We start from the raw sequence: 13,292 nt of genomic DNA on the forward strand, positions 1-13,292 counted from the left end.
TAAGGGGACGCCTCAATTCTGACGGCTTCACCTCGTCTTTCCAAGCGGCTAGCTTCGCGCCCCGTCGGGGTGCGCGTTGGCGTAGCCGCTGAGAGAAGGACGGCCATGATGAGCCGAAGCATGTCGCGTGGACTGGCTGTGGCGTTAGCGCTGTGGGCCGGGGGCGGAGCCGCCCTCGCGCAGACCGGCGCCGCGCCGCGTCCGGGGGACATCTACGGCGTCTGGCGTAATCCCAAGGGCAGCGTCCATATCGAGATCAAGCCCTGCGAGGGCCGCACCTGCGGGGTTGTCGTCTGGGCCAATGACAACGCGCGCGCCGACGTGAAGAAAAAGAAGAACCAAGACCTGGTCGGCATGCAGCTGCTGCGTGACTTTTCCGCGTCGGATCCCAACGAGTGGAAGGGACGGGTCTATGTGCCTGACCTGGACATGACCTTTTCGGGCCAGGTCAAGCTGCTGGACCGCGCCTCGCTGAAGGCCAAGGGCTGTCTGCTGCCCAACTTCCTCTGCAAGTCGCAGACCTGGACACGGGTGGACACCGCCAACGCCGGTACGGCCAAGGCGTCCTGACCCGGCTCAGGCGTGGCGACCCGAGCCGCCGGGCTTCTTGCCGCCGCCGTCCTGCTTGTTGACCGTGGCCCAGGCCCGGCGCTCGGCTTCCTTGTCCGAGACGCCCTTGGCCTCGTAGCCTTCGGCGATGTGGTCGGCCTTGCGTTCCTGCTTGTCCGTGTACTTGCTCTTGTCGCCCTGGGGCATGGCGAAACTCCTCTGCTGAGGACCTAACCGGCCATGCCCGCTCGAGTTCCTGGGGCTAAGCTTCGAACGAGAGCAGCGCCAGCAGCGCCCCCTCGGTGTCCGACAGCCGCCAGCCGCGATAGGTGAAAACCGCGCCCTTGCGGAAATCGGCGGCGGCCTGATCGCGCAGCCGGGGGAGGGCGGCGAGACCGCGTCCGGCCGGGAACAGGCGCTTGGCCAGCACGGCGGCAGTGACGTTCGGATGCAGTTCGCGCCAGGCCTCGCCGATCCGCTGCACGGCGGCGGCGTCGAGGCCGACGACGACGTCGGGTGTGGCGGAGCGGGCCATGGCCGGTGTGGCCAGCGCCACCAGGGCGGCCAGGAGGTCGCGGCGGCTGGTCATTGTGCAGTCTCGCTTTTCAGGTGGTCGGCCAGCCGCATGCACAGCGCCAGGATGGTCAGGGTCGGGTTGACGATGCCGGAGGTCGGGAAGACCGAGCTGCCGGCGACATAGAGGTTCCTGGCCTCATGCAGACGCAGATCGGCGTCGACCACGCCCTTGCTCGGATCAGTGTGCATCCGTGTCGTTCCCATGTGGTGGCGCGAGGCGCTGGAGGTCGCCAGCAACTTGTCGCGCGGGATCGACCAGCACAGTCGCCCCTGGCCGGAGGCGCCGAACGCGTCGGCCAGGCCCGCCACCGACCGCTCCAGATCGGCATAGTCCTTCTCGCCATAGGTCCAGGTCAGGCGCACGCGCGGCATGCCCAAAGGATCCTTGTGCTCGGGGTCCAGGGTCACGCGGCTGTCGGGATTGGGGAAGTGCTCGGTCATGGCGAAGTAGCCCAGCAGCTGGGCCTCGTCCTGGCCGGCGATGCGGCCGCTGGTCCGACGGATCGCCTGCGTGTCGGCGCCGACCTTGGTGTCGGCCCCGGAGGGCGTGGCCTTGTAGAGGGTGGCGGTGAAATTGCCGGTCTTCATCCGCGCCTGGGCCTTCAGGCCCGAGCCGATCACGCAGTGGGGCGACAGCCGCTTGGTCGGCGCATAGAGCTCCAGCGGCGCCGTGCGCGTGACGGCCACGACCGAGCCTTCGGTCTCGGCGTCGCCGTCGTTCGAATAGGTGACGTGGCCCTGGAAGAACCGCCCGACCAGGTCGTGGCCGTTGCCCAGATCGTCGGAGGCCAGCAGCAGGCGGACATTCTCGATCCCGCCGGTCGCCAGGACGTAGCGCCTGGCCGTGGCGGTGTGGCGCGAACCTTTCAAGCAGGCGACGTCCAGGTCAGTGATTTCAGCGCCTTGTCCGCGGATCTTCACGACGTTGGCATGGAGATAGACAGTGATGTTCGGGGCGTCGGCGAACTTCGTGCGCCAGGCGTCGAAGGCCGCCTTGTCGCCACCGCCCGAGAGCTTCGAGAACACGCGCGGAGCCGGGAAGAAGCCGTCCGCCGGGTCCAGCGCCAGGGGCTGGCGGTCCGGTTCGGTCGGTTTGGGCATCTCCAGCGGGAAGCGCGGGATCTCCAGCAGGTCGCAGGCCCGGTCGTAATAGGCCTGCATCTGCGGGCGGGTGACCGGCCAGCCGCTGTAGGGGATCCAGGACCGCTCGGCGAAGTCGGCGGGATCCAGTGGTCCGCACTTGCCGCCCCAGACGTGGCCAGAGCCGCCCAGGGCCCGGACGCGTGACTGAGCCGGATAGGTGTCGAACGGTCGGTCGGGATTGCCGGGCGCTTTCTGGACGCCGGAGCCGGCGTAGAGGGCCTGGTTCTCCATGTCGATCTCCAGGCCCCCGCTCTCCAGGATCGCGACCCTCAGCGGGCCGCCAGCCAGCTCCTTGGCCAGGGTGATGCCCGCCAGACCGCCGCCGATGATCACGAGATCGGCCTCGATCCGGCTGGCGTCAGGCAAAGTCCGGGCGTCGATGATCGCCATCGTTGAAAAACTCGCTGATTTTATTGGGGAAAGTGCGGGGCGGTCCCTTAGGACCGCGCGCCCCGGCTCTTCAGATAGTCGACGACGGCGCCGTGGCCGTTCCTGCGGGCCTGGCCGAGCGGCGAGCGCATCTCGCCCGGATTGGCCTGGACCGCGCGGTTCACGTCGGCGCCGTGCTCGACCAGGTAGGCGACGATGGGCAGGCTTCCGGCCTGGGCGGCGTTGATCAGCGGGGTCTCGTCCCCGGGGACGAAGATCTCCACGTTGGCGCCGCGCTCGACCAGGGCCTGGACGATATCGAGGTGACCGGACAGCGACGCCTGGATCAGCGGGGCGCCGTCGCCGCGCACGGCCAGGTTCGGATCCGCGCCGGCCGCCAGCAGGGCCTGGACGATGTCCATGCGGCCACGGCGCGCGGCCTCGATCAGCGGCGAACCGTCGCCGGGCAGCACCGTATTCGCATCGGCCCCCAGGGCGATCAGTTCCCGCACGGCGGCGATGTCCTTGGCGCGGACGGCCTCGAATAGCGGCTGACCCAGGTGGCGAGCGGCGGCGGACTTGGCGCGGGCGGGGGGCTGCTGGACGACCTGCGCGGGTTGGGCGGCCCAGGCGGCGACGCCGGCCGAGAGGCTCAGGATCGCGACGGCGGCCGCGCCGGCCAGGTGGCGGCCGCGATGGGCATGGTGACGGCTAAGCAAGGTGAAGCGCTCCTTCAGTTGGTTGTTGGCCGAGGCGGGCCAATGGCAGCCCAGCGGCGGGGCGAAGGCGGCCAACTGGGTCTTCAGCATGGCTTCGCCATAGGCCCGGCGGGTCTTGGGATGACGCGCCAGCACGGCGGCGTCGCAGGCGATTTCCTGATCGATCCGCAGCACGGCCGCGCCCAGATGGATGAACGGGTTGAACCAGAACAGGCACCGCAGGCCGGTGACCAAGGCGTTGATCTGCGCGTCGCCGACGGCCAGGTGGTTGCGTTCGTGGGCGATGATCAGGGCCTGCTCCTCGGGCGTGAAGCGCTCGGCGAAGTCAGCGGGCAGAACCACGCACGGGGCCAGGGCTCCGATCACGGCCGGACCGACGCCGGGGCGTTCGGCGAGCACCAGGCTGGCGTCGTCGGTGACGCTGAGCCGGCCCAGCGAGCGGACAAAGCGGCGCTGACGCTCGGCCTGGACGATCAGGCCGGCGACAGCGACGAACCCCCAGAGGCCCAGGACGATCTCGGTGATCGGCAGGGCGCGGACTTGGTTCGGGACAGACGGCGCGACGGTGGGCCGCGACGGCGCCTCCGCCCTGGCGGTCGCGACGGCCGTTCCGGCGACGACGGGCGCGGGCAGAACGACGGTGCGGGCCGGGATCAGCAGGGCCAGGATCGACAGCGGCACGACCAGCCAAAGCGCATAGGCGCTGCGGGCTCCGAACGCGGCGCGGACCGGTTTGCGCAGGGCCAGCGCCAGCAGCACGGCCGCCGCCAGGGCCAGGTTGGCCTTGGCCAGGAAGAGGATCAGGTCACTGGTCATCGTCGATCTTGTCCAGCAGGCGGCGCAGTTCCGCGATGTCCTCGGGGTTCAGTTTCTCGCGCTTGGAGAAGTGGCTGACGAGCGGCGCCAGGCGGCCGTCGAACAGGCGGTCCAGCAGGCCCTGGCTCTCGGAATCCACGTAGTCCTCGCGGCCGACCAGCGGACGGTAGAGGAAGCGGCGGCCGTCCTTGTCGGCGGCGATCGCGCCCTTCTTCAACAGGCGGTTCAGCAAGGTCTTCACCGTGCCTTCGGCCCAACCGTGGTCCTTGGCCAGGATGGCCAGGACGTCTTCGGCGGGCTTGGGGCTGTCGGCCCAGAGCACCTTCATGACTTCGCTCTCGGCGGCGCTGATGCGTTGCGGGTTCGTATCCATGTCCTAACGATTACGCACGTAAACGTTCCAGTCAAGCCAACGATTACGCGCGTAAACGAATTGTAATGCGATGGTTGGATGCAAAGCCGAAGCGGCCTAATCCTGGCGGCGAGACAGGAGGCGCCGGATGGCCGAGACATTGCAGATGGGCCTGCCGGGCTTCGACCCGCCGACGCCGACCGACCGGCTGATGTTCCTGCTGTATCCGGACCCCGCGACGGCCGAGCGGATCGCGACCGAGGCGCGCCGGCTGAAGGCGGCCCTGGGCCTGCGCGGTCAGCCGCTGCTGACCGATCGCTTCCACGTCACCCTGCATCACCTGGGCGACTACGCGGGTCTGCCCAACGACGTGGTGGCCAAGGGCCGGGGCGCCGGCGATGCGCTGAAGGCGGCGCGCTTCGAGGTCGCGTTCGATCAGGCCGCCAGCTTCGCCAACCGGCCGGGCAATAATCCCTTCACGCCTGCAGGGCGGCGAGGGCGTGCATGAGCTGATCGCGTTTCAGAAGGCGCTTGGCGAGGCGATGGCGTGGGTCAGGTTGAAGCCAGACAGCAGCTTCACGCCCCACATTACGCTGCTCTACGACGGCCAGGTGGTCCCGGCCCAGGCCATCGCCCCGATCCGCTGGACGGTCGATCGCTTCGTGCTGGTGCAGAGCAAGCTGGGCCAGACCCAGCACATCGTGCTCCAGGCCTGGGACCTGACCGGCTAGGATCAAGGGGATTCGCGCCAGGAGACCCGGCCATGACCCCGACGATGTACGGCATCAAGAACTGCGACACGGTCGCCAAGGCGCGCAAATGGCTGGAGGCGCGCGGCCAGGCCTATGACTTCCACGACTACAAGACGGCCGGTGTCGATCGCGCGACGCTGGAGGGTTGGGTCCAGGAGCACGGCTGGGAGACGATCCTCAATCGCGCCGGCACGACCTTCCGCAAGCTGGCCGAGGTCGATCGCCAGAACCTGGACGCCGACAAGGCCGTCGCCCTGATGCTGGCCCAGCCGTCGATGATCAAGCGGCCCATTCTGGACCTGGGTGACCGCCGCATCGTTGGCTTCAAGCCGGAGATCTATGAAGCCGCCATGGTCTGAGCCGCCCGATCACCGATGCTGTCTCTCGCGTCGTGAGCGAAGTTTAGGACGACAACTTCCCGGGGATCGGTCTATCACTGGACGGAAGGTTCCGCGTCGTCGCGGGCCATGAGGGGGTTTTGGACGCGTGGGGGACGCTGTCTCGCGGTACGAACTGGTCATCTTCGATTTCGACGGCACGCTGGCCGACAGCGCGGCCTGGATGATGCGGGCTGTCAATCCGATGGCGCGCCGGTACGGCTTCAAGACCGTCACCGACGAGGAGATCGAGATGCTGCGCGGCCGTAGCACCCGCGAGGTCATCCGCTATCTGGGCGTTTCGCCCTGGAAGCTGCCGCTCATCGCTCGGGCCGGCAAGAAGCTGATGGCCGCCGACGCCCACACCATCCCGCTGTTTCCCGAGACGGCCCGGATGCTGCGCGCCCTGCACGCGGCCGGCGTGAAGATCGCAGTGGTCAGCTCCAACAGCGAGGCGGTGATCCGCCGCGTGCTGGGCGAGGAGCTGGGCGAGCTGATCAGCCTCTACGCCTGCGGGGCCTCGCTGTTCGGCAAGGCCCGCAAGTTCAAGCAGGTCACCCGCCGCGGCGTGGCGCGCGACAAGATCATCTGCATCGGCGACGAGACCCGCGACATCGAGGCCGCCCGGGCGGTGGGGCTGGATTGCGGCGCCGTCGGCTGGGGCTACGCCAAGCCCTCGATCCTGGCCGAGCACCGGCCCACGGTGTCGTTCGCCACGATGTCCGAAATTATTTCGTACGTCGGCGCATCCAGACCGGCGCTCGGCGGCGACTAACCTTCGAGGGCGCCTGCCGCGCCTCTTGGGGTTTTCGTCGCGGCGATCCTGATGGTCGGCGGCCCTTCGGTGTGGCGCAGCCTTGGACCGCCGATCCAGTAGCGTCCTGGCTTTTGTCGGCCTTACGAAAGTTTCATCCCGGCGGGCGCCTCCAAACAGGACCGTGAACGCCTCTTACTGGTGAAGGCGGCGCGGGGGCGTCGTCCAAACAACTCGTTGGAGGATTTAAAATGGGTCCTGAAATCATCGTTCCGATCGGCGCCTTCGCCATGATCGTCGCCATCGTCTGCCTGCCGTTCTACTTCAGAAGCCGCGAGCGTCGCGAGATGCAGCGCACCCTGCGCGTGGCCATCGAGAAGGGCCAGCCGGTCCCGCCCGAGGTGATCGAGGCCATGAGCCGCAGCGTGAAGACCCCGCCGACCCGCCTGCGCGACCTGCGAACCGGCGTGATCTGGCTGGCCGTCGGCATCGGCATCGCCGGCGCCACCTACTTCGGCGACTTCATCCACGGCGGAAACGACTTCGACGGCTTCGGCTTCGCGTGCATCCCGGTCGTGATCGGCGTGGCCTTCATCGTCCTCAGCTTCTTCAATCCCAACAAGGAAGAGCGAGTTCAGGACGGCTCGCGAGCCTTGGGAGGGGCTTGATCCAATGGGCATGGAACGCCCACCAACTGGCCACGATGTCGAGCTCGCCGCGCAAGCGGCGGCGGGCGACCGACGGGCCTATGGGGAGCTGGTGCGCAGGCACGGCTCGGCCGTCCGGGGTCTCTTGAGACGCATGGGCGCCGACTCGGCCACCGCCGACGACCTGGCCCAGGACGCCTTCATGACCGGTTTCGAACAGGTGGCCGAGTTTCGCGGGGAAGGGACTTTCGGGGCCTGGATCAAGAAGATCGCCGCGCGGCTCTACCTGAAGAAGGTCAAGCGCGAGGCGCGGCTGATCTTCTCCGACACCGTCGAGCCGGTCGAGGATGTCATGGTGCGCGACGCGTCGAAGGACGCGGCCAGCCGCATCGACCTCGACGAGGCCCTGAAGTCGCTGTCACGCGGGGAGCGCCTTTGCGTTTCCCTGTGCTACGGCGCCGACTGGTCTCACGCCGAAGCGGCAGAGGCCTTGAATATCCCGATCGGCACGGTCAAATCCCATGTCAAACGTGGTTTGGATAAACTCCGGGCGAAGCTCGCCCGGCCAGAGGAAGGGGCGAGGAGGGAAGCGCATGGCTGAACCCGATTTCGAAGCCCAACTGAGCCGTATGTTCGCCGAGCCGCCGTCGTTTCCCGACGCGGCTCTGTTCAACGCCGAGGTCGCGGCCAAGCTGGACCGCGGCTGGGCGATGCGGCGCATGTTCATCGCCGTGGCGGGCGGCGCGGCGGGTCTGGTTGCGGCCTTCCAGCTGCTGTCGACGCGCTTTTCCAACGAGGTCGCGCAGCTGTCTAAGAATGGCAGCCACACGCTGGAGAACGAGATCAGCGCTAGCGTGGCCAAGTTCAACGCGGTGCTGACGACTCCGTCCAGCGCCGAAGCGGTCTGGCTGGCCGCGGGTCTGGCGGTGGTGGCGCTGGCGTTCTTCGTGACTCGCGCGGTCCAGGACTTCTGACGCCACGGGCTTAAGGTCCGTTGCGCCGCGCCGCCTTGACGGTGTTATCGCCGTTCATGTTGCGGCGCGGCGCGATCCGGCCCACAAACGGCGCCTCAAAAAAACGCCGCTTAGGGAGCGCTCGCCGTGTCCGCCCATCGTGAAGAGACGGTCCGCCGTCTGGCCGCCCCCGACATCACCGCCCGCAAGGGCGGCTTGCCCATCGTCTGCCTGACGGCCTACACCGCCCCGGTCGCCGCCGCGCTGGACGACGCCTGCGACCTGCTGCTGGTGGGGGATTCGCTGGGCATGGTGGTCCACGGCCTGCCCAACACCGTCGGCGTGACCCTGGACATGATGATCCTGCACGGCCAGGCGGTCATGCGCGGCTCCAAGAAGGCCATGGTCGTGGTCGACATGCCGTTCGGCTCCTACGAGAACTCGCACGAAGAGGCCTATACCAACGCCGTGCGGATCATGAAGGAAACCGGCGCCCAGGCCGTGAAGGTCGAGAGCGGCCTGACCGTGCCGGCGACCATCGCCTACCTGACCCAGCGCGGCGTGCCGGTCATGGGCCATGTCGGCCTGCGCCCCCAGGCCGTGCTGCTGGAAGGCGGCTTCAAGGCCAAGGGCAAGGACGAGGCCGGCCGCGCCAAGGTGCTGGAGGAGGCCCGTCTGACGGCGGAGGCCGGCGCCTTCGCGATCGTCGTCGAGGGCGTGGCCGAGAGCCTGGCCCGCGAGGTGACCGAAGCGGTCTCGGTCCCCACCATCGGCATCGGCGCTTCGGCCGGCTGCGATGGCCAGGTGCTGGTCGTCGACGACATGCTGGGCCTGTTCGACTGGACCCCGAAGTTTGTCCGCCGCTATGCCGACCTGAAGGGCGAGATCGAGCGCGCCGCCGCCGAATTCGCCCGTGACGTGAGGGATCGCAGCTTCCCGGGCGACGCCGAGACCTATTACGCCAAGAAGTCCTAGGCGCTTTCGCGGCGAGCCTGGAGCGACGATCGAGATCGCCGTTCCAGCGGGCGTTGCGGCCCGGCGCGGCACGCTATAGGTTCGCCGCCTCGGTGAGCGGCCCTCCGCCCGCCACAATCTGTCTTCAACCCAGCGGCGTCGCTCCAGTGCGGGCGGCGTGCCTGGGTTAGCGCCTGTTTCGGAGCCTCGTTTCGTGGTCGATGTTTTTGACGAAGTCGAAGAACAGCTTCGCTCGGAGCGCTATCGTACGCTGGCGGTGAAATCGCTGCCGTTGGTGGCGGCGGCCGTGGCGGCCGTGGTGATCGGCGTCGGCGGCTACTGGGGCTGGACCTCGTACCAGACGACCCAGGCCAACAAGGCCTCGGAAGGCTATCAGGCCGCGCTGGAAACCGCCCAGAAGCAGGGGCCGGCGGCCGCCTTCAGCCAGTTCAAGACCGTCGCCGATGGCGGCGCGGCGGGGTATAAGGCCCTGGCCCTGCTGCAGATGGGCGACATCCGCCTGGAAGAAAACAAGACCAAGGAGGCGGTCGGCTATTTCGACGAGGCCGCCAAGGCCGCGCCGAACGCCTTGCTGGGCGATCTGGCCCGCCTCAAATCCGCCTTCGCCCTGATGGACACGGCTCCCTACAAGGATCTTGAGTCGAGGTTGACGCCGTTGGCGGGGGAAAAGAGTCCGTACCGCGTGTACGCCAAGGAAGCCCTGGCCTTCGCCAAGCTGCAGGCCGGCGACCTCAAGGGCGCGCGGGGAGATTTCGTGATCCTGGCCAATTCGCTGGACACCAGCACCTCCGAAGAGGTGCGTCAGCGCGCTCAGGCGGCCATGCAGCTGATCGACTCGGGCACCGCCAAGGACCTGGCCGCCGCCGTGAAGGCCGCCGCCGCCCTGCCGCCGACGCCGCCGATCAGCCAACTGCCCGCGGGTCTCGCTCCGCAAGCCGCCCCTAACGCCCAATGAGCCGCCTGATGATCTCCAAGCGTTCCGTCGCCCTGGTCGCGCTGATGTCGGCGTCCATGGCCGTTACCGGCTGCTCGACGGTTTCGAAACTCAATCCGTTCCACGGCAAGGACAAGAACAAGTCCACGGCCAGCCAGGGTCAGCGCATCTCGATCATCGCCTTTGACCAGAAGGTCGAGGCCAACGAGGCCCTGAAGGGCGCCGACTTCTTCCTGCCCGAGCCGGTCGTCCAGACCGAATGGCGACTGCCGGGCGGCAACGCCGAACAGTCGATCGAGCACGTCAACGCCGGCAAGGACTTCCAGATCGCCTGGAAGCGGGGCTTCGGAAAGAAGAGCGGCAAGACCTTCCACGTCACCGCGCCGCCGGTCTCGGCCGAGGGCCGCATCTTCGTGATGGACGGCGAGGCCGACGTCGTGGCGATCGACGCCAAGTCGGGCTCGCAGATCTGGCGCAGGGACATGCGTCCGGCAGCCGGTTCGATCAAGAAGGCCGGCTTCATGGGGCTGCTGCCCAAGAAGAACGACCGCACGGGCTTCGGCGGCGGCCTGGCCATCGGCGCCGACAACAAGCTCTATGTCGCGTCGGGCTTCCGCTTCGTGGCCCAGATCGACGCCGCTTCGGGCGCCGTGAACTGGACGCAACAGTCCGCGACCCCGATCCACGCCGCGCCGACCGTCGCCGACGGCCGCCTGTTCGTGGTCTCGACCGACAACGAACTGCTGACCTTCGACGCCGCGACCGGCGCGCCGGGCTGGACCTACCAGGCGCTCAGCGAACCGGCCCGCATCCTGGCCGCCTCCACCCCCGCCGTCAGCGGCGACACCGTTGTGGCCGGCTTCGCCTCGGGCGAACTGGTGGCCCTGCGCGCGACCAACGGCAACGACCTGTGGAGCGAGGCCCTCAGCCGCGCCAGCCGCACCAACGCGCTGTCGGAAATCCGCGACATTCCGGGCCGCCCGGTGATCTACAAGGGCGACGTCTTCGCCGTCAGCCACTCGGGCGTTTTCGCCGCCACCGACCTGCGCTCGGGCCAGGCCCGCTGGAGCCTGCCGGTCACCGCCATCACCACCCCGTGGGCCGCCGGCGACGTGGTCTATGTCGTCGACAAGGCCGGCCAGGTGATCTGCGTTTCGCGGGAGAACGGCTCGGTCTACTGGATCCAGGACCTCAACAACACCGAGGCCCTGTCCAAGAAGCAGAAGAAGAAGCGCGCCAAACACCCGATCCTGTGGTCGACGCCGATCCTGGCCAATGGCCGCCTGATCACGGTGTCCAGCGCCGGCGAGGCGGTCGCCCTGAACGCCAAGACCGGCGCCAAGGAAAAGACGCTCAAGGTCGGCGCCTCGGTGCTGATCAATCCGATCGCGGTCGGCGACATGATCTACCTCGTCACGGACGACGCGGAACTGATCGCCATCCGCTGACTTTCGGCTCCAGCCGGAGCCGAAAAGACAATCAAAGCGCCTTCGGGCCCGGGTCGGTGAAAGCCGTCCCGGGCCGTTGCTTTTGCGAGAAGGCGCAAAATCGACTACTGGACGCCTATGCCTTTGAAACTCGCCATCGTCGGCCGCCCCAATGTGGGCAAGTCCACGCTGTTCAACCGTCTGGCCGGCAAGAAGCTGGCCATCGTCGACGACCAGCCGGGGGTGACCCGCGACCGTCGCTACGCCGACGGCCGCCTGGGCGACCTCGACCTGCAGCTGATCGACACCGCCGGCTTCGAGGACGTCGCCGACGAGAGCCTGGAAGCGCGCATGCGCGCCCAGACCGAACTGGCGATCGAGGAAGCCGACCTCTCGCTGTTCATCTACGACGCACGTGAAGGCGTCACACCGCTGGACGAGGTGTTCGCCGCCCTGCTGCGCCGTCGCGGCAAGCCGGTGATCATCGCCGCCAACAAGGCCGAGGGCAAAGCCGGCCAGTCGGGCATCGGCGAGGCCTACAAGCTGGGTCTGGGCGAGCCGATCCCGATCTCGGGCGAGCACGGCGAAGGCATGGCCGAGCTTTACGCCGCCATGCTGGAAGCCGTTCCCGAGGACCAGTATTCCGACGACGAGGATGACGAGGACAAGCCGATCCGGCTGGCCATCGTCGGCCGTCCGAACGCCGGCAAGTCCACCCTGATCAACCGCCTGATCGGCGAGCAGCGGCTGCTGACCGGACCCGAGGCCGGCATCACCCGCGACTCGATCTCGGTCGATTGGATCTGGGGCGACAAGAAGGTGCGCCTGGTCGACACCGCCGGCCTGCGCAAGAAGGCCAAGGTCCAGGAAAAGCTGGAAAAGCTCTCCACCCAGGACACCATCCGCGCCATCACCTTCGCCGAGGTGGTGGTGCTGGTGATGGACGCCACCCACCCCTTTGAGATCCAGGACCTGCAGATCGCCGACCTGACCGAGCGGGAAGGGCGGGCCCTGGTGTTCGTGCTGGCCAAGTGGGACCTGGTCGAGGACCAGGCCGCGACCCTGGCCGCCTTCCGCGAGCACGCCGAGCGCATGCTGCCCCAGGTGCGCGGCGCGCCGGTGGTGGCGCTGTCGGGCGAGACCGGCAGCGGGGTCAACAAGCTGATGCCGGCCGTGCTGAAGATCCACAAGGACTGGTCGACCAAGGTCAAGACGCGCGACCTGAACGACTGGCTGCAGATGGCCATGCAGCGCCACCCGCCGCCCGCCGTCAGCGGCCGCCGTGTGAAGCCCAAGTATATGGCCCAGACCAAGGCCCGTCCGCCGACCTTCGTGCTGTTCTCCAGTCGCGCCGACCAGATGCCCGACCACTATCGGCGCTATCTGATCAATTCCTTGCGTGAGAGCTTCGACCTGCCGGGGGTGCCGCTGCGCATCACCATCAAGTCGGGCGCCAACCCCTATGCCGACGGCGAGGCCAAGGGCCACAGCGGCCGGGGCAAGCGCGAGTTCGAACGCCGCGAGCGCGAGGAGGAACGCATCCGCGCCTCCCGCAACACGGTCAAGAAGTCCAAGCGCCTGGCCGACGAAGCCGCCGCCAAGGCCGCGATCGAGGCGGGCCTGCCCGACCCCCGCGAGGCCAAGCCGGTCAAGAAGAAGGCGCCCGCCGCCAAGGCTTCGCCGTCAGTCGAGAGCGCCGCGGCCGCCGAACCGGGCAAGGCTGCGGTCAAGTCGGTCAAGAAGCTGGGCCCCAAGGTCCAGAAGAAGGTCTCGACCGCGCCCAGCTACAAGGTCGGCGCCAAGTCGGCCGGCGGCAAGGCGGCGGGACCCAAGCGTCCAGTGTCCGGCGCGCGCACCGTGCGGGGCAACACCGGTCCTGGCAAGTCCAAGGGCCGCTGAGCCTAAACTTCGCCATACGCGTTCAGCCTTGTGGGCTGAACGCGGAGGGA

Annotated in this window: 17 protein-coding genes; 12 read left to right on the top strand and 5 right to left on the bottom strand. The window is 68.1% G+C overall.

Annotated features, from left to right (window positions below):
* Positions 1 to 120 precede the first annotated feature (120 nt).
* The gene (locus ACHMW8_RS18490; RefSeq protein WP_395443378.1) at positions 121 to 570 is read left to right on the top strand and encodes a DUF2147 domain-containing protein; all 450 of its coding nucleotides are present in this window, start codon (positions 121 to 123) and stop codon (positions 568 to 570) included.
* Positions 571 to 576: 6 nt separating this feature from the next.
* Here ACHMW8_RS18490 and ACHMW8_RS18495 read toward each other — a convergent pair whose 3' ends face one another.
* The 5 genes from ACHMW8_RS18495 to ACHMW8_RS18515 are packed head-to-tail and all read right to left on the bottom strand — an operon-like array spanning position 577 to position 4,545.
* A complete protein-coding gene (locus ACHMW8_RS18495) occupies positions 577 to 756 on the bottom strand; it encodes a hypothetical protein (protein WP_125157822.1) in 180 nt (59 codons plus the stop codon).
* A 55-nt stretch (positions 757 to 811) separates the two neighbouring features.
* A complete protein-coding gene (locus ACHMW8_RS18500) occupies positions 812 to 1,138 on the bottom strand; it encodes a hypothetical protein (RefSeq protein ID WP_395443379.1) in 327 nt (108 codons plus the stop codon).
* Positions 1,135 to 2,658, bottom strand: a complete 1,524-nt coding sequence (locus tag ACHMW8_RS18505; RefSeq protein ID WP_395443380.1) for an FAD-dependent oxidoreductase — start codon at positions 2,656 to 2,658, stop codon at positions 1,135 to 1,137. Before ACHMW8_RS18505 ends, ACHMW8_RS18500 begins: the two co-directional genes overlap by 4 nt.
* A 47-nt stretch (positions 2,659 to 2,705) precedes the next feature.
* The gene (locus ACHMW8_RS18510; RefSeq protein ID WP_395443381.1) at positions 2,706 to 4,172 is read right to left on the bottom strand and encodes a M56 family metallopeptidase; all 1,467 of its coding nucleotides are present in this window, start codon (positions 4,170 to 4,172) and stop codon (positions 2,706 to 2,708) included.
* The gene (locus tag ACHMW8_RS18515; RefSeq protein WP_125157826.1) at positions 4,162 to 4,545 is read right to left on the bottom strand and encodes a BlaI/MecI/CopY family transcriptional regulator; all 384 of its coding nucleotides are present in this window, start codon (positions 4,543 to 4,545) and stop codon (positions 4,162 to 4,164) included. The genes ACHMW8_RS18510 and ACHMW8_RS18515 overlap by 11 nt, the downstream gene beginning before the upstream one ends.
* Before the next feature lie 127 nt (positions 4,546 to 4,672).
* Here ACHMW8_RS18515 and ACHMW8_RS18520 point away from each other — a divergent pair, with 127 nt between their 5' ends.
* From ACHMW8_RS18520 to der, 11 genes are all read left to right on the top strand, one after another.
* Entirely contained in the window at positions 4,673 to 5,032 is a 360-nt protein-coding gene (locus tag ACHMW8_RS18520) for a 2'-5' RNA ligase family protein (protein WP_395443382.1), read from the top strand.
* Positions 5,025 to 5,255 carry a 2'-5' RNA ligase family protein gene (locus tag ACHMW8_RS18525; protein WP_395443383.1) on the top strand — a complete coding sequence of 77 codons (231 nt, stop codon included), beginning with the start codon at positions 5,025 to 5,027 and terminating at the stop codon, positions 5,253 to 5,255. The genes ACHMW8_RS18520 and ACHMW8_RS18525 overlap by 8 nt, the downstream gene beginning before the upstream one ends.
* 32 nt (positions 5,256 to 5,287) lie before the next feature.
* Positions 5,288 to 5,635: an ArsC family reductase gene (locus ACHMW8_RS18530; RefSeq protein WP_125157828.1), complete on the top strand. Its 348-nt coding sequence runs from the start codon at positions 5,288 to 5,290 to the stop codon at positions 5,633 to 5,635.
* 127 nt (positions 5,636 to 5,762) lie between these two features.
* Positions 5,763 to 6,428 (top strand): HAD family hydrolase, encoded by a 666-nt coding sequence (locus ACHMW8_RS18535; protein ID WP_125157829.1) that lies wholly within the window; start codon positions 5,763 to 5,765, stop codon positions 6,426 to 6,428.
* 230 nt (positions 6,429 to 6,658) lie between these two features.
* Positions 6,659 to 7,075 carry a DUF6249 domain-containing protein gene (locus ACHMW8_RS18540; protein WP_395443384.1) on the top strand — a complete coding sequence of 139 codons (417 nt, stop codon included), beginning with the start codon at positions 6,659 to 6,661 and terminating at the stop codon, positions 7,073 to 7,075.
* Positions 7,076 to 7,079: 4 nt separating this feature from the next.
* Positions 7,080 to 7,655, top strand: a complete 576-nt coding sequence (locus ACHMW8_RS18545; RefSeq protein ID WP_125157831.1) for an RNA polymerase sigma factor — start codon at positions 7,080 to 7,082, stop codon at positions 7,653 to 7,655.
* On the top strand, positions 7,648 to 8,028 hold the full coding sequence (locus ACHMW8_RS18550) for a hypothetical protein (protein ID WP_395443385.1): 381 nt from the start codon (positions 7,648 to 7,650) through the stop codon (positions 8,026 to 8,028). Before ACHMW8_RS18545 ends, ACHMW8_RS18550 begins: the two co-directional genes overlap by 8 nt.
* 126 nt (positions 8,029 to 8,154) lie before the next feature.
* Positions 8,155 to 8,982 (top strand): 3-methyl-2-oxobutanoate hydroxymethyltransferase, encoded by an 828-nt coding sequence (gene panB / locus ACHMW8_RS18555; RefSeq protein ID WP_395443386.1) that lies wholly within the window; start codon positions 8,155 to 8,157, stop codon positions 8,980 to 8,982.
* 193 nt (positions 8,983 to 9,175) lie between these two features.
* On the top strand, positions 9,176 to 9,937 hold the full coding sequence (locus ACHMW8_RS18560; protein ID WP_125157834.1) for a tetratricopeptide repeat protein: 762 nt from the start codon (positions 9,176 to 9,178) through the stop codon (positions 9,935 to 9,937).
* On the top strand, positions 9,934 to 11,364 hold the full coding sequence (locus ACHMW8_RS18565) for a PQQ-like beta-propeller repeat protein (protein WP_125157835.1): 1,431 nt from the start codon (positions 9,934 to 9,936) through the stop codon (positions 11,362 to 11,364). Before ACHMW8_RS18560 ends, ACHMW8_RS18565 begins: the two co-directional genes overlap by 4 nt.
* A 117-nt stretch (positions 11,365 to 11,481) precedes the next feature.
* On the top strand, positions 11,482 to 13,242 hold the full coding sequence (der, locus tag ACHMW8_RS18570; RefSeq protein WP_395443387.1) for a ribosome biogenesis GTPase Der: 1,761 nt from the start codon (positions 11,482 to 11,484) through the stop codon (positions 13,240 to 13,242).
* Positions 13,243 to 13,292: the final 50 nt, after the last annotated feature.

This window comes from Caulobacter sp. UC70_42 (genome assembly GCF_044056025.1).
Classification (GTDB): domain Bacteria; phylum Pseudomonadota; class Alphaproteobacteria; order Caulobacterales; family Caulobacteraceae; genus Caulobacter.